Here is a 25,149-nt window from a genome sequence, read left to right as displayed (position 1 = left end):
TTATATCCCACACTAGATTATCTTATTTGGAATAAATCTAAAGAAAGGTTAACTTGCGCCAAATTTAGCACATGAAACTGTCGCACCTAAAAGTTGGAGAAAAGGGAACAATCGTAGCTTTTACAGATTTAGATATGTCTGTAAAGTTAATGGAGATGGGCTGCTTGCCGGGTGAGGAGGTAGAGGTAGAGCGTTTTGCGCCTCTGGGCGATCCTATGGCTATCCGTGTTGCTGGCTATCAGCTTTGTTTGCGTAAAAGTGAAGCCGATGTTATCATTATTCAATAAAAGAGCTGGGTTTGGATATTAAAGTTGCATTAGTTGGTAATCCCAATACAGGTAAATCTACTTTATTTAATCGTTTAACAGGGTTAAATCAAAAAATTGGAAATTTTCCGGGCATTACTGTCGATAAGAAAACAGGTTTTACAAAACTTGCCAGCGGTAAGGAAGCCGAGATCATCGATTTACCGGGAACGTATAGCTTATATCCGAAAAGTGCTGATGAAAGCATTGTTTTTCAAGTACTGGCCGATAAAAAAAACAATAGCCATCCTGATGTTATTGTGCTCATTGCCGATGCTTCGAATTTAAAGCGTAACATGCTTTTGTATTCGCAGGTGGCAGATTTAGGTATCCCGATTATTTTGGCCCTTAATATGATCGATCTTTCTGCCAAGCAGGGGATTGAGGTTAATCTGGATAAACTGGCAGAAAAATTGGGTATTCAGGTGGTTTCCATTTCGGCAAGGAATAATATCGGAATTGATAAACTGAAACAGGCCATTGCCAATACCAATAAAATTGCTACACAATATCAGGATGTAGACGTGAATTTCCTGGCTCCGGAAGCAATTAATGCTATAAAATCGAAACTCAATTCCGATAACGATTATTATGCGCTCCAGGTACTGCATCAGCATGAACATTTAACTTTCTTTACCGAAAAAGAGCAAGAAGAAATTGAGCATATAGAACAATTTCACCATTTCGAATCTTCTAAAATTCAGGCTGCAGAAACTATTGCCAGATATAAACATCTCAGTACAATTTTAGCTGATGTAGTTATTGACAAGGGAACCGAAAAGAAATTTTCTTTCAGTGATAAATTAGATGCTATTTTAACCCATAAAGTATGGGGATTTGCTATTTTCTTGTTTATCCTTTTTGTAATTTTCAATGCTATATTTGCCTGGTCATCCTACCCGATGGACTGGATTGAGACTGGTTTTGGTTTTATCACCAACATTGGGCACGAATATTTGCCCGCAGGTATGCTTACTGATCTGTTGTTGGATGGTGTAATTGCAGGTTTAGGGGGTATTTTTGTTTTTATTCCACAGATTGCAATTCTTTTCGCATTCATATCCATTTTAGAAGATACAGGTTATATGGCCCGTGTTACCTTTATGATGGATAAAATTATGAGTAAAGTTGGGCTTAACGGTAAATCGGTAGTGCCGATGATCGGTGGTTTAGCTTGTGCTGTTCCGTCTATTATGGCTGCCCGAAATATCGAAAACTGGAAAGATAGAATGATTACCATCATGGTTACCCCATTGGTAAGCTGTTCGGCAAGGCTTCCCGTATATATTCTGATTATTTCGTTAATTATTCCTTCTAAAACTGTTCTGGGTATTTTTAACCTGCAGGGACTGGCACTAATGGTGATGTACCTGGTGGGTATTATTGCTGCGGTATTGGTAGCATGGGTAATGAAATTCATTATTAAAACTAAAGAAAGGTCTTATTTTATCATGGAATTACCGGTTTACCGCATGCCAAGGTGGAAAAATGTGTTCTACACCATGTACGAGAAATCGAAAACCTTTGTGTTCGAAGCCGGTAAAGTAATCATCGCCATCTCCATCATCCTTTGGGTAATGGCTTCATTCGGACCGGGAAACCGATTTGAAAGCATTGATAAAAAATACGAGTCTGCTTTGGCTGATACAACAAAAAATATCGATCATATTAAAACGCTGGTGGCTACCGAAAAGTTAGAAAACTCATATGTGGGCATAATTGGTCATGCAATTGAGCCTGTTATCAGTCCATTGGGTTACGACTGGAAGATTGGTATCGGTCTGATTACCTCCTTTGCGGCTCGTGAAGCCTTTGTGGGTACCATGGCTACCATTTACAGTGTTGATGGTGGTGATGGAGATACAAACACTATCAGGGCGCGTATGGCGGCCTCTAAAAATAGCCGTACGGGTTTACCGGTTTATACTTTCGCTACGGGTATTTCGCTTATGCTTTTTTATGCCTTTGCCATGCAATGTATGAGTACAGTTGCTATAGTTTACCGCGAAACCAAAGGCTGGAAATGGCCGGTAATTCAACTGGCATATATGACGGCTATGGCTTATGTTGCTGCGCTGGTTGCTTACCAGTTGTTGAAATAGCTTAATTTTTTTCCAGTTGTTATCCTGAGCGTAGTCGAAGGGGATTTAAAATGTAATTATTAAGGTTAGGAGAGCGGTGCCTGTACAATTATTTAGGTTTTGCTCCCGCTTTCCGTTTTATTTCGCCTGCGGCTTCATGCTCACTCCAATCAGGTCTAGGTGGCCAGTATATTGCTGCTATGTTTGGCTGGGCGCTTAGCTGTACAAGCCATCGTTAATAAACCCGGTAGTAGCGGCAGCTCCCGATTTTTTCTATCGGGACTATAGCGGATAACGGGACTGCTGTTTCCGAAGAAATGCTGAATGCTAATTTTCAGATAATAACACTAAGAGTTATTAGGAGAGCGGTGCCTGTACAATTATTTAGGTTTTGCTCCTGCTTTTTGTTTTATTTCGCCTGCGGCTTCATGCTCACTCCAATCGGGTCTAGGTGGCCAGTATATTGCTGCTATGTTTGGCTGGGCGCTTACCTGTACAAGCCATTGTTAATAAACCCGGTAGTAGCGGCAGCCCCCGATTGCAATTCGAGGCTATAGCGGATAACGGGACTGCTGTTTCCGAAATTCTACAGAACGTTCATTTCCTAATAATAAATTAAGAATAACTAAAAGCATTTTATCATATAAGGTATAAGATCATTTTAAACTTGGTGTTTTTAATGAAATCTTTTTGCTTTTGTCTTTCTGCTTTTATCTTATCCCAGCTCAATCTGTCTTTTAATACTCTCTTCTAACGAGATTAAAGTCTCTGTACGCTGAATGCCGTTCACTGCCTGTATTTCTTCATTTAAAACATGGCGTAAATGATTGGTGTCTCTGCAAATAATTTTGGCAAACATACTGTAAGCTCCTGTAGTGTAATGTAATTCTACTACTTCTTTAATTTTGCTCAACTGCGCAACCGCATCTTTATACTGGATGCCTTTCTCCAGGTAAATACCTAAAAAGGCGCAGATATCATATCCGGCCTTTTGCGGATCAATGATAAGGTGAGAGCCCTTTATAATGCCCATTTCTTGCAGTTTCTTCATTCTAACGTGTATCGTCCCGCCTGAAACAATCAGATCTTTAGCGATTTCTGTATAAGGTTTAGTGGCATCCTGCATCAATTGCTTCAATATATCGATGTCAAGGTTGTCAATTTCTAAATTGGAATTGTCTTTTTTAAGCATATTTTTGAATTATGATAAGCGAATTTACAAATATTTATCAATATTATAAAAATAAAATTAAATGTTTAAAATATTTGCAAGGTATTGGTTGTTCCTTTACATTTGTATCAAGCAATTAACAAAAAGGAAACGTTCTTTAAAAATTGCATAACATTATGTAGGGTGGTGAAACAGGCAGACACACCTCCTTGTCTCGGTGGCGGAGAATAATGGGAATATACCGGTTTCGGTACTAACCACTCCTTGAAGGTTCGATTCCTTCCCCTACAGCCAGTTCAGTTGGCGATTTACAGTTGGCAGTTTAAACACTGAAAATTGGAAATTGAAGACTGTTAACTTTTGAAATGTTGGGTGGTGAAATTGGCAGACACGCCTCCTTGTCTCGGTGGTGGGGAATAATGGGACAAACGCAGTTTATTGGGTTGACCACAAATTAATTTTTTGAACTGTAGCTAACTACCCCTTGAAGGTTCGACTCCTTCCCCAACAGCATTTTTTATGAATAATAAGTTAGTTAATCGAGCAATCCTGGATAGGTTGCTCTTTTTCTTTTTTAGGCTAGTTTTTTTCATATCCCTCCTATATTTATAGATATATTGTTATATTACCAATTAAATTTTACCCGTTCAATGCCTGTGATGAAGAAACGCGTTTCAATTAAAGATATCGCTAAACAATTAAATATTTCCATTACGACAGTATCGTTTGTAATTAATGGAAAAGCAAGAGAAAAAAATATTAGCGAATCGCTTACTAAAAAGGTTTTAGACCTTGTGGCTGAATTAAATTACCAGCCTAATACCCTTGCCACAAGTTTAAGAACAGGTAAAACAAAAATTATAGGTTTTTTAGTTGATGACATTTCTGAACCTTTTTTCTCTGGTATAGCACGCCGAATTGATGAAATTGCTTCTAACCTTGGTTATAAGATCCTATTTAGCAGCACCAGAAACGATACCGAAAAAGCAATAGAACTGTTACAGATTTTTAAAGATAGGCATGTTGATGGCTACATTATGGCCTTACCAGAGGGATTGGAAGAAGAAGTTAAAAAATTGATTCAAACAGATGCTCCTGTGGTATTGTTTGATCGGTATGTACAAGATGTTAAAACAGATTATGTAATAATCGATAATCAGAGCAGCACCTACGAGGCTACTGAGCACCTCATTAAAAATAATTATAAAAAAATAGGTTTTGTAACAATCGATACGGCCCAGCAACAGATGGTAGACCGCCTGGCCGGCTATGAAAGTGCTGTTGGAAAATATAACTTGCCGGCAATTGTAAAGAAGATAAAATATGTAAACTCTGCCGAATCGATTGAGGAGATGATCAAGTTTTTTAAAGCAGAGAAGCAGCTTGATGCGGTAGTTTTTGCGGCTAATTATATTTGTTTAGATGGCTTAAGAACTTTTAGAAAACTAGGTATTCAGATCCACCAAGATATTGCTGTTGTTTCTTTTGATGATTTCGAAATCTTAGAATTTTGTGAGCCTCCGGTTACGGCTATAGCACAGCCTCTTGAGGCCATTGCAGAAAACGTGATGAAAATTTTATTAAACAAGCTTAAAAAGGCTGGAAAATCTATCGAAAAGACTCAGGTATCGTTACCTACAATCTTAAACATTAGAGGCTCAAGCGCAAAGAAATAAGGCAATAAAAAAGGGAATAGATTGATGTCCATTCCCGTTTCGATAGTATTTTATACAGATTTAAACTGTCATTACATCTTTTTCTTTCGCTTCAGCATGTTTGTCAACCTTAATGATATAAGCATCGGTTAATTTTTGTACTTCGCCTTCGCCTGTTTTAATTTCATCATCAGAAACACCTTCGCCCTTTAATTTTTGAATTTTGGTATTGGCATCTTTACGGATATTACGAACGGTAATGCGGCCTCTTTCGGCTTCTTCCTTAACCTTTTTCACCAAGTCTTTTCTGCGCTCTTCTGTTAAAGGCGGCACAACCAGGCGGATAACAATGCCATCATTTTGTGGATTGATACCAATATTAGCTACTTGAATAGCTTTTTCGATTGCAGTTAAAAGTGATTTTTCCCAAGGCTGGATTACGATTGTTCTGGCATCTGGCGTATTAATACTGGCTACTTGCGATAATGCTGTAGCTGCGCCATAATAATCCACGAAAATACCATCCAACATTCCAGCTGATGCTTTACCAGCTCTGATTTTAGTTAATTCAGATTCACAATGATCGATAGCTCTTTCCATTGCAGATTGAGTATCCATTAATTGTAATTGTATGAGGTCGTTCATAATTGTGTGTATTTCTACAAAAATAATAATTTTTATTCCTTATTTAACCAAGGTTCCAATAGGCTCGCCACTAGCAATTTTCATGAAATTGCCGTGTTTGTTCATATCAAACACAATAATCGGCACTTGGTTTTCTTCGCAAAGGGTAAAGGCTGTCATATCCATCACATTAAGGCCTTTATCATAAACTTCTCTAAAAGAAATTTCTTCATATTTAGTGGCCAATGGATCTTTTTCAGGATCTGCGGTGTAAATTCCATCAACGCGTGTTCCTTTTAAAACAACATCGGCTTTGATTTCGATAGCACGTAAAGCCGCTGCAGAATCGGTTGTGAAGTACGGGTTCCCGGTTCCTGCACCAAAAATAACTACACGGCCTTTTTCTAAATGTCGAACAGCTCTTCTGCGGATAAACGGTTCGCAGATCTGCTCCATTTTAATTGCAGTAAGTAAACGTGTTTTAATACCAACTTTTTCTAAAGCATCTTGCAAGGCCATGGAGTTAATTACTGTAGCCAACATGCCCATATAATCAGCCTGTGCCCTGTCCATCCCACTTTTTTCGGCGCTCAAGCCCCTAAAAATATTTCCTCCTCCAATTACGATTGCGATTTCTAAGCCTTTATCGTGTACCGCTTTAATGTCTTCAGCGTATTGTTTAACGCGTTCATTATCAATACCGTATTGTTTATCGCCCATTAGCGATTCTCCACTAAGCTTAAGTAGGATGCGTTTATATTTCATGACCTCAAAAATATTAACATTTTTTTAATACCAAGCTATGCTTTTTAATAATTGATGTAAATTGTTTATTGGACTTTATCTGCAAACCATAAAAGCTCCTATTATGGAGCTCTTATGGTGAAATGGTATGGATTGTGAATTAATTAAAAATGTAACGCACACCAAATTGTGCTTGCCAACGCGAAATCTGGTCGGTAATATTTTTATAGGTTGTGGTATATGGTGTTAAATTGGCCTTATCCTGATAAGGGAATGAATAAGTAGGTTTTCCCGTAGTAGCATCTAAGCCTTTATAGGCTAATAATACAGCGGTATTGTAGGTTGATAATGGGATATTTGGTGTTTGATATAAGCCCCAATCACTGTTTAACAGATTACCAAGGTTGATGATATCCAATGTAAACTGAAGTATATTTCTTTTCCCTTTCGGCCCAACAAAGAAATCCTGTGCAAGGTGTAAATCTGCTCTTTTAAAGTACGACATGATGGCGCCGTTTCTTTTTGCGAACTCACCTCGGTGTTTGCTAAGGTAGCTATCCTGAGCAATATAAGCATTCAGCTGGTTCCAGATCTGATCCTGAGTGCGGGTATCGCCTACAAAATCAGGAACTAGAATAATATCGCCTTTGCTTTGTGGGATGTAAACTAAATCGTTCGCGCCACCGTCGTTATTGATGTCGCCAGATGAAACATAACTGAATGCACCATTATTGGCTGATTCGAAAATTAAACCAATTGTAGTAGCTGCATGTTTAAAATACTCTTTTTTATAGCTTAAGGAAGCTATAACCCTGTTTGGTTGAATGAAATTGGTATTGGCCAGAACATCAGAATTCGCATCGCCTGCAATTGCCCTTTGCGACCAGATTGAGCTTGCAGTAGAACCACCATCATTTACAGATTTGGATTGGCTGTAAGTATAAGCTACACTTGCATTAAATCCACTAAAAAAAGATTTTTGCAACTGACCTGTAATGAAGTAAGAATAGCCTTTTTTGGTGTTTTGCATGTAGATAAACGGCGAAATAGAAGGATTTGCCGCCGTGGTACCTGTCTGTGTAGATTTTACCGTGTAGCGCTGTTGTCCTTCAATTCCTGGCAATGTAATTAAGCCTGTTGAATTATTAGGCAATGCTGCGTTAGAGAAGTTTACCGCGTTAATGTCTTTAGTGTACGATGCTTCTAAAGTGGCAATAATACCCATCGGTAATTTTTGATCAACCGCTACGTTTGTTCTCCAGATTTGTGGATATTTAAAATTTTTAGAAGCTGCATCTACCTCGTAAGAAGTATTGGCCGCTGCAGTACCAGGAGCAGGGCGGTTGGCATTTACATTCGGATTAAAAATTAAACGTGGGTCGCCAGGGGTTGAAACGGTGCTTGAACTAAATAATGTTCCGGTGTTAGAAGCCTGGTTGGAAATCCATACATAAGGAACCTGGCCGGTGAAAATTCCGGTTCCTCCACGGAGTTGTGTTGTTTTATCACCAAAAACATCATAATTGAAGCCTACACGCGGCGAGAACAATAATTTTTTATTCGGGAATTTAGAAATGTCTACCTGCAAACCATTTTGGAAGGTTAATGCAGCCAAATTTGGGTTCGGATCTAATTTAGTAGGGAAATAGGTGTAATCGGCACGGATACCATAAGTTAATTTGAAGTTATCGCTCACCTGGTATTTGTCCTGTGCATACAAACTTAAGTTATACGACGACATTTTTGCAAATGGAAATGATCCATCAGCCAATGCCGAGTTACGGTATGAATAACTTACCGCAGGCTGGTTGTTGATAAAATCGTCGGCTGTTCTAAAATAATACAGGCCGTTATAGTTTGGCGCAAAGCCATTCAGGAATTTGTTCAACTGGTTGCTGGTACCGATAGTGATTTCGTGTTTACCGGCATAGATCGAGAAATCATCCGAGAATTGATAAATATCGGAGTTTAACAGGTTATTCGCGGTGAATACTTCGTAACCAAAACTGGTTAAGATTCCGCCGTTTCCATTACCGATATCAACCATTGGCAGTTCAGCACCGTTTGAAGCGCGGAAATCTCTCAATGCCGAATAGCCCAATGTTAATTTGTTCGACATGTTATTGCCAATTCTCGTGTTTAACTCCACAATACCGATGTTAAAGTTATTGTTGATGGTATAACTCGAACCGAAATAAGGCATAGAGGTTGAAGAAGGTGAGCGGCTACCGTTTAAGCCTGCCGGAATACCCGAGCCACTAGCAACAACCTGTCTGTTCGATTTCAGATAGAAATATTTTGCACTCAAGGTATTATTGGCATTGATGTTCCAATCTATTTTTGCCGTGATTTTATCGCTCTGTGTTTTGTAAGGATAATTTTCGTAAGGGCCGGTTGAATAGTTGTATTTGCTCATTAAATAGTTCGATAAACGATCTAATGTAGCAGCGTCTGCTGTTGAGATGTTTGCTCCTGATAAACCTGGACGTGATGCAACGAACGAAGTTGCAGGTGTACTGATCCTTTCCTGTTCACCGGAAACAAAGAAAAATAATTTGTCTTTAATAATCGGTCCGCCAATATTTAAACCACGCTGATTATAGCTAAAATCAACAACAGGTATTTTGGTTACCCCGGCAGAGTATCCGGTTAAATCAGTTCCCCTGGTATAATAATATGCCGACCCCTTAAAATCGTTTGTTCCGGATTTTACAATGGTATTGATGCCAGCTCCGGTAAATGATCCCTGACGGACATCATAAGGGGCAATATCTACCTGGATCTGTTCAATTGCATCTAATGAGATCGGTTGAGAATTGGCCTGTCCACCCAAACTGCCCGATAACCCGAACGAGTTGTTAAAAAGGGCACCATCCACCGTTAAGTTGTTGTAAGAACCGCTTCTGCCGCCAAAACTTAAACCTCCAACGGTTGTAGAGTTTGCTGATGGGGTTAATTTGGTAAAATCAGACAGCGAACGGCTAATTGTAGGTAAATTATCGATCTGCTGGCGGGTAATGGTTTCCCTTGCACCTGTGCGCGACGAGTTGATCACCTTGTCTTGCGTTCCTTTTACCACCACATCGGCTAAGTTTTGCGATGTTTCGGTTAATGTCGCATCAACCCTTAAATCTTCCCCAATGGTGGTGTTCAGGTTTTCTTTAACCAATTCGTTATAACCAATATAACTTATTTTAATGGTATATGGACCACCCACACGTACATTTGGTAGGTTGTACCTGCCATCGGCCCTGGTTAAGGTTGAGTATTTTGTGCCTGAGGGGATATGTATGGCAGTAACCGTTGCGCCTGGTATCACTCCTTTCTGATCTTTAACTGTGCCAATAAATGATGCAGTAGTAACCCCTTGTGCGAAACCAAAAACGGTTATCACAAGCATAAATGAGAATAATAGTAACAATTTTTTCATTAGTTTATGTTTTTTATTGGTGATGAAGCAATTATAATTTGTTGTTACCCTTATCGTACTTAAAATTATGATATTTCACTCAATTTTCAACAAAAATACGCTGACTTAATGCCGCTAATGTTCTATTTAGATTAATTAATTGTTAAGTATTTGCCTTGTTCAGGGAAAATTAACTTTAAATCTTTCGGTTTTCCTGAAATCAATTGCTTTTTTACCATTTCGGCGGTTTTTTGTGGGGGCTTGGTGTGGGTTATAATGAAAGAAACTTTTTTAAATGCTTTTTTGTTCGTTAAAGCCTCAAGTTTAGACAGTTCGCTAAAGAAAAGCTTTGGTGTAAGGTGACCAAACAACTGTTTATCGGGCTGTTCGTTAGGGAAAGAAACCTCTAAAAAGATAGCTTTTAGTTGGCCTGCATTGATCAAAGGCGCTATGTTTTGCCAGAGCTTAGCGAGTTTATCCGATTTTTCTATTTCATCGGCGCCGGTGTCTCCCAGGTAAAGCACATAGCTATCATTGCGGCTGATCAGAAAAGCAGTGCTTTTATAAGGATTGCCATGGCTTAGTTCAAAGGCTTTTACTTTCATTTCTGTTCCTTCAAGGGGATAAGTATTGCCTTCAATCAGGGGAAAATAAGTGTACTTTTTTAGCTGTGGCTTTTCGCCTTCGTTGGCAAAATTAGCCCAGGCATCCCATGTAAAATATTTATCCCTTAAAATATTGAGGACCGAGGGTAAGCCATAAATATTTTTGGCTGTATCTGCTGGCGAATTGATTATTAAACCTGCTACGTGGTCTAAATGTGCATGCGAAATCAGATATCCTTTAATCTGTTTACGTTGAATTTCTTCACTTATTCCTTTTAGCGATTGATGATCAATCGCTTTTTGGATACCGGCATTTATTGTCCCAGCATCAAGACAGACATATTTTTCGCTGCCTTTCGGCGCAATCATGTAAGAAGATAAATTACTCTCATCATCACCGCCTTTTACGCCAAGCGGTATTATTTTAAAAGCTGTATTTATTTCCTGGCTCCAAGCATGAATGGCACAAAGGGATAAGAACAATAGAATGGAAAATATTTTTTTTAACATGTTGAATGTGTTATATCGTTTCGCCTTTAAATACGACCTCTTTTAAATTTAAGTTATCATCAATGATCAATAAATTTGCCTGGTGACCAATTTCTATACTCGCTGTCAGGTTTTCAATCCCAATTAATTTTGCGGGGTATAGGGTTCCCATTTTAATCGCGTCATTTAGCGCAATGCCACAATGTAATACACAGTTTTTAACGGCTTCTAACATCGTAAGCGATGAACCAGATAGTGTACCATCGGGCATAACAAACTTGTTTTCTTTTTCAATATGTTGGTATGGCCCTGTAGAACAGGCCGTAACTGCATCGGTGATAAGAAACAAGCGCTCTTTTAATATTTTCTGTGCAAATTTAATCACTTCAAAATCTACATGCTGCCCATCGGCAATAATACTGGCCATAGCCTTGTTATGATTAAAAACCGCCGTTGGTATACCAGGCTCGCGATGATGGATAGGGCTCATGGCATTAAATAGGTGGGTAGTGGTCTGAATGCCTTTATTATAAGCAGCAGTGGCCTCATCAAAAGTGGCATTGCTATGCCCCAATGAAACAACTACACCATTATTTAGTAAATATTCAATCATCTCATCAGCCTGGAGTTCTGCGGCAATGGTCATCATTTTAATTATACCATCTCCAAAATCAATTAACTTCTTAATCTCGTCGAGCGAGGCCTTCCTTACAAATGCAGGTACATGGGCACCCAAACGTTTTGGATTCAGAAATGGGCCTTCTAAGTGCAGCCCCAGACAATTTTTTGCCGATGATCGATGTTCTTTAGCTGCTTTTATACATGCATCAAAAACTTCGGGGGAGTTTGTTGCCATACAGGCCAAAAAGCCTGTGGTACCTTTTTTAAGTAGATCATCTTCCATTATAGTTAATGATTCGACAGTTGGAACGGCAGAAAATAATCGGCCGCCTGCTCCATAAATCTGTAAGTCTATAAAACCGGGTATAGTAATTGTGTGGCCATTTTCTTTGTTGCTGCTTTCGTTAATATCCGAAATGATAGCACCATCGATTGAGATATTCTGATTCTTTTTTAAATCGTTGCCCTGAAAATAGGAGGTATTGGAAATTACTTTAGACATATCAAACGTTTGAGTAAATTTAATCTTACACGGCCAAAGTTAAATATTGCGGCTATATATTTGGGTAATAAGATAAAATAACCAAATGAATGAAAATCAGTCAAATAGAAGAAGTTTTTTAAAGGCCAGTCTAACTTTAAGCGCTGCTACCTTAGTAGCGCCATCTGCAACCATTGCAAGCGTACCCCTTAATGAAGATGAATTTAAGATTGCAGTTGGACCTTATTTACAAACCAACTTTAATAACGCGATGACCATTCTTTGGTTAACCAATAAAACTGCTGCAGGTTGGGTAGAATACGGCGAACAGGCAGACCTGCTAAATCAAAAAGCTTATGGAAAAGCTGAATTGGGTTTAATGAAAGCCAATAGCAAGCTGAATGCAGTAACGTTAAAAAATTTAAAACCAGGAACAAAATATTATTATAAAATTGTTTCTAAAGAAATCAAAGATTTTCAGCCGTACAAATTAACATACGGTGTAACGGTAAGTAGTGCTGTTGAAGAATTTGTGAATGCCGATGTGACTAAGGAAGAGGTTTCATTTTTAATGTTGAATGATACACATGATCGTCCAGAATCAATCCCTCAATTGTTAGGGCTTGTTCCAGATAAAAAGCAAGATTTTGTTTTCTTTAATGGTGATATATTCGATTATCAAACTGATGAGAAACAGATTATCGAACATATGCTCCAACCCTGTGTAGATAATTTTGCAAAGCACACACCTTTTATTTATGTAAGGGGTAACCATGAAACACGAGGTAAATTTGCACGCGAATTTCCTCAATATTATATGCATGTTGGTCATGCTGCTTTTACATTAGGCCCTGTTCGCTTTGTAATTTTAGATACTGGTGAAGATAAAGAAGATGCGCATCCGGTATACGCAGGTATCGTAGATTTTGACGATTACAGAATTCAACAAGCTGAGTGGCTTAGAACAGAAATAAATTCAAAGGAATTTAAAAAAGCGCCGTTTAGAGTAGTATTGATGCATATTCCACCTCGCTTTTCTGGCGATGCACATGGGCCAAAACATTGTACTGAGCTATTTGAACCATTGTTGAATCAGGGCAAAGTAGATTTGGTTTTAAGTGGCCATACCCATAAGTACATGGTGCACCAACCTGATAAGGCACTAAATCATTATCCTTTAATTATTGGTGGTGGACCAAAGACAGGAACGAGAACAATTACCAAGATAAAAGCAGATAGAAATAAATTAGTGGCGAGTATGCTGGATGATTCAGGAAAAGAAGTTGGTGCTTATACCGCTCTGAGGAAGTAATAAGATGACAAAGGCATAGCGCATAAAAAAAGCTCCAATTTCTTGGAGCTTTTTTTACATATGTTTTTAATGCTTATGCACCTAATTGTACGCGTTTAAAAGCAGTTACGGTTAAACCTTTAGCTGTGTTATCTAAAAATTTACGAACATCTACCGAACTATCTTTAACAAACTCCTGGTTTAATAAAGTGCTGTCTTTGTAGAATTTGTTCAATTTACCAGCGGCGATTTTTTCCACCATTTCTTCTGGTTTGCCTTCTTGACGGATAACGTCTTTAGCAATCTCGATTTCACGTTCAATGGTAGCAGGATCAACACCGTCTTTATCAACAGCAACTGGGTTCATTGCAGCAATCTGCATAGCAACATCTTTACCAGCTTCAGTAATATCTACGCCATTAGTACCTTCAAATACTACTAAAACGCCCATTTTGCCATTTGAGTGGATATAAGAAACGATTTTTTCGCCAGATATATTTGCGTACTCTTGAATAACGATTTTCTCTCCGATTTTACCGGTTAGTTCAGTTATGGTTTCGGCAACTGTACGGCCATCTTCCAAAGTAATTGCTGATAATTCTTCAGTAGTAGTAGGATTGTTGGCAACCGCTGCAGCTAAAACAGCCTGAGCAAGGTTACGGAAATCTTCAACTTTAGAAACTGGCTCAGTTTCACAAGCTAAAGCAACTAATTTACCATTTGTGCCATCAGCTGAAACAGCGATTGATACAAGACCTTCAGAAGTAGCATTACCAGAACGAGCGGCTGATACTTTTTGACCTTTTTTACGCAATAAATCAACAGCAGCTTCGAAATCGCCATTAGCTTCTAATAATGCTTTTTTGCAATCCATCATACCAGCACCAGTTTGTTGGCGTAGTTTATTTACATCTGCGGCAGTAATTTGTACTGTAGACATTTTATTTCCTTTTTTAAATTTTACAATCTTGTTATAACAATTACAGGTTACAAGTTACAAGCGCCAAGTTAAACTCATGTTAAGCCAACTTAAAACCTGAAACCAGTAACCTGCAATTAAAAAATATTACTATTCTTCTGTTTTAGTTTCTTCTGATGCTGACGCTTCAACTTCTGCCTCAGCAGCTTTTTTACGTCTTGGCTCTTTTGCTTCTGGAGCATCAGCGGCAGCTTTAGCAGCTACTGCTTCTTTTTCAGCCTCATCATCTTTTTCGCGTTTACGCTCATCTAAACCTTCTTCAATAGCTTTAATAATTACATCAGTAATTAAAGAGATTGATTTTGTAGCATCATCATTCGCTGGGATAGGGAAATCGATGTTAGAAGGATCTGAGTTCGTATCAACCATCGCAAAAGTAGGGATGTTTAATTTTAACGCTTCAGTAACTGCAATGTGTTCTTTCTTAACATCAATTAAGAATAAAGCTGCAGGTAAACGGTTTAAATCAGCAATACCACCTAAAAGTGATTCTAATTTAATACGCTCACGTTGAATCATTAAACGCTCTTTTTTAGATAAGATCGAATAAGTACCGTCTTTAGTCATTTTATCGATGTTAGACATCTTTTTGATTGACTTACGAACAGTAGCAAAGTTAGTTAACATACCACCTAACCAACGCTCGGTTACGAAAGGCATGTTTACTTTTTTAGCCTGCTCAGCTACGATTCCTTTTGCTTGTTTTTTTGTTGAAACAAATAATACTTTACGTCCTGATTTTACGATTTGTTTAATCGCAGCCGCAGCTTCTTCAGTTTTAGTTAAAGTTTTATTTAAATCTATAATGTGAATTCCATTACGCTCCATGAAAATGTAAGGAGCCATTTTTGGATTCCATTTACGGGTAAGGTGACCAAAGTGTACACCTGCATCCAATAAGTCTTGATAAGTTGTTCTTGCCATTGTCTTTGCCTCCTGTGATTAACGTTTACTGAATTGGAATTTCTTACGAGCTTTAGCACGTCCTGGTTTCTTACGCTCAACCATACGCATATCACGCGTCATTAGGCCTTTAGCACGTAATGCAGGTTTTTTCTCCGCATCTAGTTCAACAATCGCTTTAGCAATAGCTAAACGAACAGCTTCTGCTTGTCCTTTTACTCCACCACCTTGTACATTTACAGTGATATCATAACGACCTACAAGTTCAGAAACTTCTAAACTTTGGTTTACGATATATTGCAAAGGTAAAGTTGGGAAATATACTTTGTGATCTTTACCGTTAACGGTAATTGCGCCAGCACCATCTTTTAAGTAGATACGTGCAACAGCTGTTTTTCTTCTTCCTGAAGTGTTAGTAACTGACATTTCTTAAAGTTTAATGGTTTTTGGAGATTGAGCTGCATGAGGATGAGTTTCACCAGCATACACAAAAAGATTGGTGTAAAGTTTTTTACCCAATTTAGTTTTCGGTAACATACCACGTACCGCTTTCTCGATTACACGTTGAGGGTGTTTCGCCATTAACTCCTTAGGAGAAATAAAACGTTGACCACCTGGATAACCAGTATAAGAAACATATTGCTTTTCGCTGAATTTGTTTCCTGTCAATTTAACCTTGTCTGCATTGATAACGATAACATTATCACCGCAGTCTACGTGTGGGGTGTACTCAGGCTTGTTTTTACCACGGATGATCATAGCGATCTTCGATGACAAGCGCCCCAAAATCTCGCCTTGCGCATCAACAACAATCCACTGTTTGTTAACAGTTTTCGCATTGGCCGAGACAGTTTTGTAACTTAACGTATTCACTTGCTTGTATTTAATTTATTAAACAATTTATTATTCCCATTAAATTTGGGACTGCAAAGATAGATAGAAAACTTTTATTATCAAATAGTTGATTGAAAAAAAATGGATTTTACCTTGCGATCGTCGTGCTGAATTTATTTCAGCATATAAAATATAGGTTTTTAATTCGCTTACACAGTTTTAGTGTAGCTCCTATATTCTTTAATCCAGTTCCACAATGCAAAACCAGCAATAACGGTAAAAATGAAATATTCGACGCCCATAAATTTAATTCCTTTTAGAAAATAAAGGTAAGTGGCTACAACATCGATAATCAACCAGATAATCCAGCACTCCACTCTTTTCTGGATCATTAGAAAAGTGGTAATCACACTCATTACAAAGATAAATGAATCAATAAAGGGGTAAGCGCTAGGTAAATTAAATAACAGTGGTAGCCAATTGTGAAGCTGACTGGCTAAAGTACCTATTAATAATGTGCCAATAATGCCAATGGCCATTAAGACTAGGAATTGTCTTAATGGCATAAAACTGATTTTAAGCTCCTTATTTTTATCTTCTTCCCCCGGTTTTGGATTTGTCCATCGCCACCAGCCCATCATGTTGGTTACAAAAAAGAAAACCATTAAAAACATATCCGGGTAAAGTTGACTTTGATAATATAAAAAAGAGGATAAAAATACATTAATAATGCCCATGGGCCAGCTCCACACACTAGCTTTTGCTGAAAGTATAACGGAAATAATTCCGGTAATTACAGCAAAGAATTCCAAATAGCTCATTTTATAGCCAAGAACCGTGAAAAATATACTGTGGGCATCGAAAAACTCCATCTTTTCTTTCTGGAAAATCTACAAAATGCTAATGTATATAATTTATTCATGTCGCCAATGATTTTCATATCATGCAAAAAGATGATATCGAAGCTTACTGAAGAAAACACTGGAGAATAGATATACCGTCATTTCACTGCGCTCCAGGAAATGACGGTCCCCTTTAAAGGATATTATTTAAACATGCCTTTCAGTTTTGCCAATTTTTCTTGTAGATCACCATCAGCATCTTTTGGCTCATTACGTGGCTTGAAGTTTTGTTTATTATTGTTCGATTTGAAGTCCTGCTTAGGTTTCTGCTCCCTGGACTCCCGACTACTGCGGACTTCCGACTTCGGACTAACTTCCGTCTTCATCGATAGTGAAATTCTTTTACGGGCTGCGTCAACCTCCATAACTGTAACTTCGACTTTTTGATGCACTTTTACTACGTCATTTGGATTAGCTACAAAACGGTTAGCCAGCTGACTGGTGTGGACTAGGCCATCTTGGTGTACACCGATATCAACAAAGGCACCAAAATTGGTAATGTTTGTTACAATTCCAGGAAGTTTCATCCCCACTCTTAAATCTGAAATCTCATTCACACCATCGGTAAAACTAAAGGCTTCAAACTGTTCACGCGGATCGCGCCCAGGTTTTGCCAGCTCTTTTAAAATGTCGGTTAGTGTAGGTAAGCCGATTTCATCCGTTACATATTGTTGTGGTTTGATCTGCTTTTGCAATTGCGTATCTTTCATTAAAGCAGAAACGGTAGTACCTAGGTCTTTCGCCATTTTATCTACTACAGGATAACGCTCAGGGTGAACGCCACTGGTATCCAAAACATTTTCTGCATTGCGGATACGCAGGAAACCCGCTGCCTGTTCGTAAGCTTTGTCGCCCAAACGAGGTACTTTTTTCAAGCTTTCACGGTTTTTAAATGCGCCATGGGTATTTCTGTAATCAACAATATTCTGTGCTAAAGTTGGCCCTAAGCCAGAAACGTAGGCTAAGATCTGTTTTGAGGCGGTATTTAATTCTACACCTACAGCGTTAACTGCACTGATTACGGTATCATCTAAACTTGCCTGTAATTTATTTTGATCGACATCGTGCTGATATTGACCAACACCAATAGATTTTGGGTCAATTTTTACCAGTTCGGCCAATGGATCCATTAAACGGCGACCGATTGAAACGGCCCCGCGCACGGTAATATCCTGTGTAGGGAATTCCTCTCTGGCTACTTCTGATGCCGAATAAATCGAAGCGCCACTTTCGTTAACCATTACTATGGTGATGTGCGGTAAATTCAACGCTCGAACAAACGCTTCGGTTTCCCTACCTGCAGTACCATTACCAATGGCTATAGCTTCAACATTGTGTTTTTCGCAAAGTTGTTGGATCGTAAATTCGGCATTTTTCACATTCCCCTGCCCGGTATGCGGATAAATAGCTGTATTTTCTAGTAACTGACCCTGTTTATCTAAACAAACCACTTTACAGCCAGTACGGAACCCTGGATCGATGGCCAATACATTTTTTTGTCCCATTGGTGCTGCCAATAACAATTGACGTGCATTTTCGGCAAAAACCCGAATGGCTTCTTCATCTGCTTTTTGCTTGGTGAAAACCCGAAGTTCGGTTTCCATTGCTGGTTCTAACAAGCGTTTATAACCATCTTCTAAAGCCTGTTGAACTTGTTTTGAAGCCGCATTATTGCCTAAAATAAACTGGTTCTCTAAAATAGCAATTGCATCTTCTGTTGGCGGAAGTGCATCTAATCTTAAAATCAGTTCTTTCTCGCCACGGCGCATGGCCAAAACGCGGTGTGATGCAGCTGTTTTAACTGGCTCGGTCCATTCGAAATAATCTTTATATTTAATACCTTCTTCTTCTTTTCCCTTGATCACTTCTGATTTAAAGACAGCTTTTTCCTGAAAATAAGTACGCATTTTTGTGCGGGCTTCGGCATTTTCAGAAATCATTTCGGCAATAATATCCCTTGCGCCAGCTAAAGCCTCATCAAGCGAATTTACACCTTTCTCTGCATCGATAAATTTCTCTGCTGATGCATCTAAATCAAAAGCATTCTGCTCAAATATCTGCAAGGCCAAAGGTTCTAATCCTTTTTCTTTTGCAACTGACGCACGTGTTTTACGCTTAGGTTTAAATGGCAGGTAAATATCTTCTAAAAGCGAAATGGTTTCTGCCTCGTTGATCTTTTTTTCCAGTTCAGGTGTTAACTTGCCAAGCTCAGTCATCGATTTCAAAATCGCTTCTCGGCGTTTGTCTAAATCACGCAACTGCAAAACCCGATCGCGGATTGCTGCTACCTCAATCTCATCTAAGCTACCTGTTGCTTCTTTGCGATAGCGTGAAATAAAGGGTACAGTTGCGCCTTCATCTAATAGGTTTACGGTTGCGATTACTTGTTTTTCTGCAACTTTTAATTCGGCTGCAATTATTTTATGGTGGGTTAACATATCCTAAAGGTAAAAATTAAAGAAGCAAAGCTAATCAGGATTTGCGGGATTTAAGGATTTTTAAAATGAAGTTTTCCACCGAAATTTGTGAGTAAGTTTTTGAAAAAAGCAATGGTTATATTCATCAGCGTTCGATCATTTTTCCATTTATGATCAGCCAGCTGTTGGGAAACATTTTTACAAGTCTTTGCTTTTCAGCCGCTGTAATCTGTCCGGTAAGTTCTAATCTCCTGATTTCAATTTTACCCAGTTCATCAGGAACATTAATGTTCTTAGTGAATTTGACCCTCAGTGTGCCGATGTTTTTTAAAGCATAGAGCTCTTTTGGAATTGCGTTAATGTTGCTTATTGAAAGATCATCGGCGTTAGTTTTATTGCCAAAAACGGCAGTTTCGGATGGTGCACTGTCTTTATTTACAATAGCCCAGCTCATTTCAGGTTTTATGGTAAAATCTCTGTTGTTTTGGGATAAACCGATAAACCCTGCCCAGATTTCCATATTGTGCTTGGTATGCTGCTGTGCGTCTTCGAGGATAAAAGGAACTTTTACAATTTCTGAAGCCAGATTGTTTACACTGGTAATGGGTTTTAAGCCTGTTTTATTTCCTTCTTTGGTATAGGGGAAGAACTTTACGATCCAACCGTCGATTGTATTTACCGTTCCGTATTTCTTCTCTGTATGGTATTTTACCATATTCATCCAGAAATCTTTATTCACTTTCCCTTTTTTCGCCGCTATAATTTCTTCGATAATCGGGATGAGTTCGTTTGTCCACCATTCTAATTTATACTGAGAGAGATATTTTGTTTTCTCCAGTAATTTTTTCCAATCCTGAGTTGTGCCTTCGATAGTGATTTTCGGGATCCCACAGCCAATAATAATTACCTTAAACTCGAAATAAGATTTTACGGTTTCCATAATTGTAACCTGGCTTACAATCTTCGAGGTAGGTGTGGTGGTGCTAAAATCGGAAGTTAAAATGCCCACCAATTTTTTGCCTGTATAATCGTTAATCTGTTCGTTAAACTGCGGAAAAATTGATGCCCAATCGGATTGGGGATTACCGATGAAAATTTTATCTGAAACAACAGTCAAAGTTTTCCGACCGTCAAAGTTTACCATTTTTGATCTTAGCTCTTCGGCGTTTTGGGTAATATGCCTGGCAAAACCCTGGCTGATGAGCAACCAGAAGATATCGGGAGAGATGGTAAATGGCCGATGATCGATGTAGGAATTTAAAATGCCTGTTAAAAATGGATGTTCACCATAATAGACTAAACTATCTGGTAAATTGTCGACATTTTTTTCAATATCTGCTTTCAATACTTTAAGTATTTCCTGGGTAGGGACAACAGGGATAAGTTTTTCAGGTTTCGAAAGTGTTTCAATTTCTACAACTGTTACCTTCTGGCAAAATGATTTGGTAGAGATAAAGATGACTAGGAGTAAAAGTAACTTTTTCATCTGGTTAGCGTTGTTTTAGTAAGGTTTTACTAAACAGATGTTTTTTTGAACTGTTTTCCATAATCTGCTTAAACAGTTTTCATTTTAGTTGAAAGCGTTAGGCCCTCATAATTTCTTTTTTTTGACTTTCTCTAAATCCCTTTCTGCTTTAAATTTGGTGATTCTGGTAATCAGATCTAGAGGTAAAGGTTTGTCTAAAGGAAACTGAACAGCTCCTTTACTCCATTTATACTGGGTAAATTCTTCTTTAAATGCTTCAATTCCTGAGCCGGTTGGGTAAAAGCCAATGTGTTTGGCATAGCCGGCAAAGTAAACCAATATGGTGTTTTGTTTAAAGGCTGGCATGCCATAACTGATTACTTCTCTTGCTTCTGGTACCGCTTTATGGATCGTTTTGCGGACTTGTTGTAACAGTTTCTGTGTTTCTAATGGAAATTTAGCAATATATTGGTCAATATTTTCTGGCTTGGGCTGTTCCATTGCTGATTTTTTATATCGTGAATTTACAATATTTCTTAAAAATTTATACGCCGATCAGGATATTGGTGGCTGGAAAAATTGCAGCTAAGTAATTTGAGTGTCGTACTCTTTTTGATAAAATTTATTTATCTTATTATATAAAACTTGAAAGTCATGCCCCTGATTTAAACTATTGTAAAGTTCATTATTTATTGATTTTTCGAGAACAATGCCGTTCTGAACTTTCAAAAGATATGGGAAGCCTACCTGGTTTTTAATTTTATATAATACAGTTGAAGCAAACTTTTGCGAATAGTCTGATTTTGGATATCTTCCATCAAGGAAAATCAATTTTACATCACTAGGTAAGAATGGAATAATCTGTTGTTCAATAAATTCTTGGCAATCTTTTCTGTTATTGTAACAAAATAGTTTATGACCATCAATTTCCAAAAGATACTCGCAATATAATTTTTCACTTTTTTTCTCTTCAATGTAGTCGCTGATTATTGAGGTAATAATCATTGGTGAACAGATTAATAATAAAATTAATCCGATCGAGACTAAAATGATAATCACAATAATATCCTTTAACTTTTCCCACATTCTGACATTAAATTATAGAAAATTATGTCGGCCACCAACTTTGAGATTAATTAAATCAAATTATCGGCAGTTTTTGCGCTTAGGCAAAGAACTGAATTGAGTTTTTTGTACAGACCCTAGTTAGCTAAACCAGACAGAAATGGAAATACTTTTTGGCGTGTTCTGCGAGAAAAGATTGCTTCGACGTTCCCTCCTCGCAATAACGATTAATAGAAAAGGTAACCGGCCAAAAAGATTGTAATGAATGGCGGGGCTGATGAAACCGAAGGATTACTGAACATAAATTTTCTTGTATTTGCCACGGAAACACAGCGGACACGGAAATGGGGAAATAAAAAAATCCTCCAAAATTATCTGGAGGATTTATATCTAATGAGATTCTTCGCTATGCTTAGAATGACAATTTTTATTTTTTAACGTACATTACTTCTTTTACTGCTTTAACCACACGCTCAGCATTTGGTAAGCTTGCGGCGATTAAAGTAGGTGAGTATGGAAGTGGAACGTCGGCACAAGTGATACGTAAAACAGGTGCATCTAAATAATCGAATGCATGTTTTTGTACCATGAAAGCAATCTCGCCAGCAAGAGATGCCAAAGGCCATGCCTCTTCTACAACAACCAAACGGTTTGTTTTTTTAACAGAAGCAATAATGGTATCATAATCGATAGGACGTACGGTACGTAAGTCGATCACTTCAACATTGATTCCTTCTTTGGTTAATTCTTCTACAGCTGGATTTACAACGCGGGTTAACATTTTACCGAAAGTAACAATGGTTACATCAGTACCTTGCTTGGTTACATTTGCTTTTCCTAGCTCGATATAGTATTCTTCTGCAGGAACATCGCCTTTATCGCCATACATTACCTCCGATTCCATGAAAATAACTGGATCAGGGTCAAGAATTGATTGTTTTAATAAACCTTTTGCATCATAAGGTGTAGCCGGAACTACTACCTTTAATCCAGGAGTATTTGCAAACCAGTTTTCGAAATTTTGAGAGTGTTGTGCGCCTAATTGACCTGCATTACCTGTTGGACCACGGAAAACCATAGGGCATGAGAACTGGCCACCGCTCATTGATAAAATTTTAGCAGCACCATTGATGATCTGATCGATAGCTACTAATGAGAAGTTAAAGGTCATAAATTCCACAATTGGAATAAGGCCTGCTGTTGCTGCACCAGTTGCAATACCTGCGAAACCTAATTCGGCAATCGGGGTATCGATAATGCGTTTTGCACCAAATTCATCAAGCATACCCTGACTTACTTTGTACGCACCGTTATATTCTGCTACTTCTTCACCTAATAAAAAAACGCGGTCATCTTTACGCATTTCTTCGCTCATGGCTTCGCGTAGTGCTTCTCTAAATTGGATTTCTCTCATTGTAAATTTTAATAACGGGGGCAAATATAATTATTAATCGCTTTGAAACCAAAGGCTAAAATGCCTATGTTTTGTAATAATTATGGGTGTTTTGATTCATTATTCCGCACTTTTTCGGCTATGTTTTTTGCTTATTTGTTTAAAGGGGAAATATTATTGGGTAATTGTGTTTTTATTAAGCTTTTTGTACTAAAGCTTATGCTTTTTCCGAAATATCTTCTCCAAAATGGATGATATTGCCGTTGTTGTCCAGAATGGAAAACTGCCTCATGCCCCAAGGCATATTTTTTAATTTCCCATTTGGATGAACTACGCCCTGCTTGGTATAAGTAGTATAAAGTTCATCTACAGCGGTAACATAAATATAACAGCCCGTGTTTTTAGGGATGCTTTCATCGTCAGTTGGCCACAGGTGGATGCTGATATCATCTTTACTAAAAATAACGTAGCCATCCCAATTGTCGTGGAAAGTGAAACCCAATTTTTCTGTATAAAATTTTATGGTTTCTTCTGCATTTAGGGAGGCGAGAATAGGTGTTGCGGTTTTAAGCATTTATCTAAGATTATAATCGATTTGATGGTTTGGGTTCAATAATCCATAAATCTCACTGTCGAGAAACTGACCCTTAAAATAATAATTTTGTTTGAAATGAGCTTCTTTTACAAAGCCATGTTTGATCAGCATCTGTCTTGATGCATCATTTCCTACATTGATGTTTGCACTGATGGTATGCAGGTTAACCTCATTAAAGCCAAAATCGATCGATCGTTTTAAGGCTTCAGAGATAATTCCCTGCCGCCAATAAGCAGGATGCAACAAGTAACCAATCTCTGCCCGATGGTTTGCAAAGTCGGTTCTCCAATAACCTACGGAGCCAATTACCTGGTTCGGTTTCTCTTTTAAAGCAATTACCCATGTCAGGTTGTCGCCATTTTCATAACCGTTTCTATGGCGGGAAATAAAATCTTTAATCTCAAAAATATCTTTTGGCCTTTCTCTATCAATGTATTTCATTACCATTTCGTTGGTGCGCAAGGCTAAAAGGGCTTCGGCATCGGTAAGATCATGTTCTCGGAGGATTAAGCGCTCGGTTTCGAGTATGGGGAAATTTGTAAAATTTAAGGTTAGCATCAAGTTTCTTTTAGGATTACAAATTTATATTTATCCTCAAATTCTTTTACCTCGTCGGCGAATGATTTTTTCGAATGATGAACTTCCTGGTTTTTGATATAATTTATAACTGAATTTAATTGTGATTCGCTTACTGAGACTGCATAGTATTCGCCTTGCCACATAAATGGAATTTCGGTTAATTTATTTTGGTTGATCCAAAAGGATGATTCTCCTTTAATTAACTTAGCAACATTTGAAATAGATTGATCCTTTCCCAAAGAAATTAAGCAGTGCAAATGGTCAGTAAATCCATTTATTGATTGAAGAAAAATGGATTTGTTTTTACAGTTATCCATAATATGCTTATGGACTTGGTAACGGATATTCTTAGTTAAATAGGGATGTCGGTTTTTAGTTGAGAACACGAGGTGCACCCAAATTCTTACATACGACATAATTGAAAATTTATGATTATTCCACCCCAATATAAGGTTTTTATTTATTTTTTGGCTAAAGCCATATAGAAATATTATATGTTTCAGTCAGCTGAAGCTGACTACCATGAATCAGGAATATAGCC

General features: G+C 38.0%; 23 protein-coding genes and 2 tRNA genes. 6 read left to right on the top strand and 19 right to left on the bottom strand.

Annotated features, from left to right (window positions below; translation table 11 throughout):
• Nucleotides 1-71: 71 nt before the first annotated feature.
• Both HDC90_RS18445 and feoB read left to right on the top strand, forming a co-directional pair.
• Entirely contained in the window at nt 72-287 is a 216-nt protein-coding gene (locus HDC90_RS18445) for a FeoA family protein (protein WP_167297329.1), read from the top strand.
• A 5-nt stretch (nt 288-292) separates the two neighbouring features.
• Nucleotides 293-2,407, top strand: a complete 2,115-nt coding sequence (gene feoB, locus HDC90_RS18440; protein WP_184469066.1) for a ferrous iron transport protein B — start codon at nt 293-295, stop codon at nt 2,405-2,407.
• A 694-nt stretch (nt 2,408-3,101) separates the two neighbouring features.
• Here feoB and HDC90_RS18435 read toward each other — a convergent pair.
• A complete protein-coding gene (locus HDC90_RS18435) occupies nt 3,102-3,578 on the bottom strand; it encodes an Lrp/AsnC ligand binding domain-containing protein (protein ID WP_025145395.1) in 477 nt (158 codons plus the stop codon).
• A gap of 156 nt (nt 3,579-3,734) precedes the next feature.
• Between HDC90_RS18435 and HDC90_RS18430 the strand changes: the two genes are divergently transcribed.
• The 3 genes from HDC90_RS18430 to HDC90_RS18420 all read left to right on the top strand — a co-directional run bounded on the left by HDC90_RS18430 (nt 3,735) and on the right by HDC90_RS18420 (nt 5,233).
• Nucleotides 3,735-3,851, top strand: a tRNA-Asp gene (locus HDC90_RS18430).
• 72 nt (nt 3,852-3,923) lie between these two features.
• Nucleotides 3,924-4,068 (top strand) — tRNA-Asp (locus tag HDC90_RS18425).
• Nucleotides 4,069-4,216: 148 nt separating this feature from the next.
• Nucleotides 4,217-5,233, top strand: a complete 1,017-nt coding sequence (locus HDC90_RS18420; protein ID WP_184469007.1) for a LacI family DNA-binding transcriptional regulator — start codon at nt 4,217-4,219, stop codon at nt 5,231-5,233.
• Between the two features lie 60 nt (nt 5,234-5,293).
• On the opposite strand, the gene frr is transcribed toward HDC90_RS18420, so the two are convergent.
• The 5 genes from frr to nagA form a co-directional block, all read right to left on the bottom strand.
• The gene (gene frr / locus HDC90_RS18415) at nt 5,294-5,857 is read right to left on the bottom strand and encodes a ribosome recycling factor (RefSeq protein WP_167297327.1); all 564 of its coding nucleotides are present in this window, start codon (nt 5,855-5,857) and stop codon (nt 5,294-5,296) included.
• 39 nt (nt 5,858-5,896) lie between these two features.
• A complete protein-coding gene (gene pyrH, locus HDC90_RS18410; protein ID WP_167297326.1) occupies nt 5,897-6,601 on the bottom strand; it encodes a UMP kinase in 705 nt (234 codons plus the stop codon).
• 139 nt (nt 6,602-6,740) lie between these two features.
• A complete protein-coding gene (locus tag HDC90_RS18405) occupies nt 6,741-10,010 on the bottom strand; it encodes a carboxypeptidase regulatory-like domain-containing protein (protein ID WP_184469006.1) in 3,270 nt (1,089 codons plus the stop codon).
• Nucleotides 10,011-10,141: 131 nt separating this feature from the next.
• Nucleotides 10,142-11,104, bottom strand: coding sequence for an MBL fold metallo-hydrolase (locus HDC90_RS18400; protein ID WP_184469005.1), 963 nt, complete (start codon nt 11,102-11,104; stop codon nt 10,142-10,144).
• Between the two features lie 10 nt (nt 11,105-11,114).
• The gene (gene nagA / locus HDC90_RS18395) at nt 11,115-12,206 is read right to left on the bottom strand and encodes an N-acetylglucosamine-6-phosphate deacetylase (protein ID WP_184469004.1); all 1,092 of its coding nucleotides are present in this window, start codon (nt 12,204-12,206) and stop codon (nt 11,115-11,117) included.
• 85 nt (nt 12,207-12,291) lie between these two features.
• On the opposite strand from nagA, the gene HDC90_RS18390 reads away from it, so the two are divergent.
• The gene (locus HDC90_RS18390) at nt 12,292-13,497 is read left to right on the top strand and encodes a metallophosphoesterase (RefSeq protein WP_184469003.1); all 1,206 of its coding nucleotides are present in this window, start codon (nt 12,292-12,294) and stop codon (nt 13,495-13,497) included.
• Between the two features lie 73 nt (nt 13,498-13,570).
• Here the strand turns inward: HDC90_RS18390 and tsf are convergent, their stop codons facing one another.
• From tsf to tnpA, 13 genes are all read right to left on the bottom strand, one after another.
• On the bottom strand, nt 13,571-14,416 hold the full coding sequence (gene tsf / locus HDC90_RS18385) for a translation elongation factor Ts (RefSeq protein WP_184469002.1): 846 nt from the start codon (nt 14,414-14,416) through the stop codon (nt 13,571-13,573).
• 129 nt (nt 14,417-14,545) lie between these two features.
• Entirely contained in the window at nt 14,546-15,379 is an 834-nt protein-coding gene (rpsB, locus tag HDC90_RS18380) for a 30S ribosomal protein S2 (protein ID WP_057931874.1), read from the bottom strand.
• Between the two features lie 18 nt (nt 15,380-15,397).
• Entirely contained in the window at nt 15,398-15,784 is a 387-nt protein-coding gene (gene rpsI / locus HDC90_RS18375) for a 30S ribosomal protein S9 (protein ID WP_029279076.1), read from the bottom strand.
• A 3-nt stretch (nt 15,785-15,787) separates the two neighbouring features.
• Entirely contained in the window at nt 15,788-16,231 is a 444-nt protein-coding gene (gene rplM, locus HDC90_RS18370) for a 50S ribosomal protein L13 (protein ID WP_010602007.1), read from the bottom strand.
• A 170-nt stretch (nt 16,232-16,401) separates the two neighbouring features.
• A complete protein-coding gene (gene pnuC / locus HDC90_RS18365) occupies nt 16,402-17,013 on the bottom strand; it encodes a nicotinamide riboside transporter PnuC (protein WP_255497742.1) in 612 nt (203 codons plus the stop codon).
• A gap of 224 nt (nt 17,014-17,237) precedes the next feature.
• Nucleotides 17,238-19,532 (bottom strand): Tex family protein, encoded by a 2,295-nt coding sequence (locus tag HDC90_RS18360; protein WP_184469000.1) that lies wholly within the window; start codon nt 19,530-19,532, stop codon nt 17,238-17,240.
• 124 nt (nt 19,533-19,656) lie between these two features.
• Nucleotides 19,657-20,997, bottom strand: coding sequence for a DUF4419 domain-containing protein (locus HDC90_RS18355; protein ID WP_184468999.1), 1,341 nt, complete (start codon nt 20,995-20,997; stop codon nt 19,657-19,659).
• Between the two features lie 105 nt (nt 20,998-21,102).
• A complete protein-coding gene (locus HDC90_RS18350; RefSeq protein WP_184468998.1) occupies nt 21,103-21,477 on the bottom strand; it encodes an iron chaperone in 375 nt (124 codons plus the stop codon).
• A gap of 84 nt (nt 21,478-21,561) precedes the next feature.
• Nucleotides 21,562-21,981: a hypothetical protein gene (locus tag HDC90_RS18345; protein WP_184468997.1), complete on the bottom strand. Its 420-nt coding sequence runs from the start codon at nt 21,979-21,981 to the stop codon at nt 21,562-21,564.
• A gap of 487 nt (nt 21,982-22,468) precedes the next feature.
• Nucleotides 22,469-23,455, bottom strand: a complete 987-nt coding sequence (locus tag HDC90_RS18340; RefSeq protein ID WP_184468996.1) for a pyruvate dehydrogenase complex E1 component subunit beta — start codon at nt 23,453-23,455, stop codon at nt 22,469-22,471.
• A gap of 196 nt (nt 23,456-23,651) precedes the next feature.
• Entirely contained in the window at nt 23,652-24,008 is a 357-nt protein-coding gene (locus HDC90_RS18335; RefSeq protein ID WP_184468994.1) for a VOC family protein, read from the bottom strand.
• Nucleotides 24,009-24,587 carry a GNAT family N-acetyltransferase gene (locus HDC90_RS18330; protein WP_184468992.1) on the bottom strand — a complete coding sequence of 193 codons (579 nt, stop codon included), beginning with the start codon at nt 24,585-24,587 and terminating at the stop codon, nt 24,009-24,011. It lies immediately after the preceding gene.
• A complete protein-coding gene (gene tnpA / locus HDC90_RS18325) occupies nt 24,587-25,024 on the bottom strand; it encodes an IS200/IS605 family transposase (protein WP_184468990.1) in 438 nt (145 codons plus the stop codon). Before tnpA ends, HDC90_RS18330 begins: the two co-directional genes overlap by 1 nt.
• Between the last annotated feature and the right edge of the window lie 125 nt (nt 25,025-25,149).

It is taken from the genome of Pedobacter sp. AK013 (assembly GCF_014205835.1).
GTDB lineage: Bacteria > Bacteroidota > Bacteroidia > Sphingobacteriales > Sphingobacteriaceae > Pedobacter.
The sequence above is the reverse complement of the archived record's forward strand: the minus strand, read 5'-3'. Positions and strand labels throughout refer to the sequence as shown.

Bases quoted from the DNA above. Each gene is read 5' to 3' on its own strand.
- HDC90_RS18445 (WP_167297329.1), top strand. From the start codon at position 72: ATGAAACTGTCGCACCTAAAAGTTGGAGAAAAGGGAACAATCGTAGCT.
- HDC90_RS18435 (WP_025145395.1), bottom strand. From the start codon at position 3,578: ATGCTTAAAAAAGACAATTCCAATTTAGAAATTGACAACCTTGACATC.
- HDC90_RS18420 (WP_184469007.1), top strand. From the start codon at position 4,217: ATGAAGAAACGCGTTTCAATTAAAGATATCGCTAAACAATTAAATATT.
- frr (WP_167297327.1), bottom strand. From the start codon at position 5,857: ATGAACGACCTCATACAATTACAATTAATGGATACTCAATCTGCAATG.
- pyrH (WP_167297326.1), bottom strand. From the start codon at position 6,601: ATGAAATATAAACGCATCCTACTTAAGCTTAGTGGAGAATCGCTAATG.
- HDC90_RS18405 (WP_184469006.1), bottom strand. From the start codon at position 10,010: ATGAAAAAATTGTTACTATTATTCTCATTTATGCTTGTGATAACCGTT.
- HDC90_RS18400 (WP_184469005.1), bottom strand. From the start codon at position 11,104: ATGTTAAAAAAAATATTTTCCATTCTATTGTTCTTATCCCTTTGTGCC.
- nagA (WP_184469004.1), bottom strand. From the start codon at position 12,206: ATGTCTAAAGTAATTTCCAATACCTCCTATTTTCAGGGCAACGATTTA.
- HDC90_RS18390 (WP_184469003.1), top strand. From the start codon at position 12,292: ATGAATGAAAATCAGTCAAATAGAAGAAGTTTTTTAAAGGCCAGTCTA.
- tsf (WP_184469002.1), bottom strand. From the start codon at position 14,416: ATGTCTACAGTACAAATTACTGCCGCAGATGTAAATAAACTACGCCAA.
- rpsB (WP_057931874.1), bottom strand. From the start codon at position 15,379: ATGGCAAGAACAACTTATCAAGACTTATTGGATGCAGGTGTACACTTT.
- rpsI (WP_029279076.1), bottom strand. From the start codon at position 15,784: ATGTCAGTTACTAACACTTCAGGAAGAAGAAAAACAGCTGTTGCACGT.
- pnuC (WP_255497742.1), bottom strand. From the start codon at position 17,013: ATGAGCTATTTGGAATTCTTTGCTGTAATTACCGGAATTATTTCCGTT.
- HDC90_RS18360 (WP_184469000.1), bottom strand. From the start codon at position 19,532: ATGTTAACCCACCATAAAATAATTGCAGCCGAATTAAAAGTTGCAGAA.
- HDC90_RS18355 (WP_184468999.1), bottom strand. From the start codon at position 20,997: ATGAAAAAGTTACTTTTACTCCTAGTCATCTTTATCTCTACCAAATCA.
- HDC90_RS18350 (WP_184468998.1), bottom strand. From the start codon at position 21,477: ATGGAACAGCCCAAGCCAGAAAATATTGACCAATATATTGCTAAATTT.
- HDC90_RS18345 (WP_184468997.1), bottom strand. From the start codon at position 21,981: ATGATTATTACCTCAATAATCAGCGACTACATTGAAGAGAAAAAAAGT.
- HDC90_RS18340 (WP_184468996.1), bottom strand. From the start codon at position 23,455: ATGAGAGAAATCCAATTTAGAGAAGCACTACGCGAAGCCATGAGCGAA.
- HDC90_RS18335 (WP_184468994.1), bottom strand. From the start codon at position 24,008: ATGCTTAAAACCGCAACACCTATTCTCGCCTCCCTAAATGCAGAAGAA.
- HDC90_RS18330 (WP_184468992.1), bottom strand. From the start codon at position 24,587: ATGCTAACCTTAAATTTTACAAATTTCCCCATACTCGAAACCGAGCGC.
- tnpA (WP_184468990.1), bottom strand. From the start codon at position 25,024: ATGTCGTATGTAAGAATTTGGGTGCACCTCGTGTTCTCAACTAAAAAC.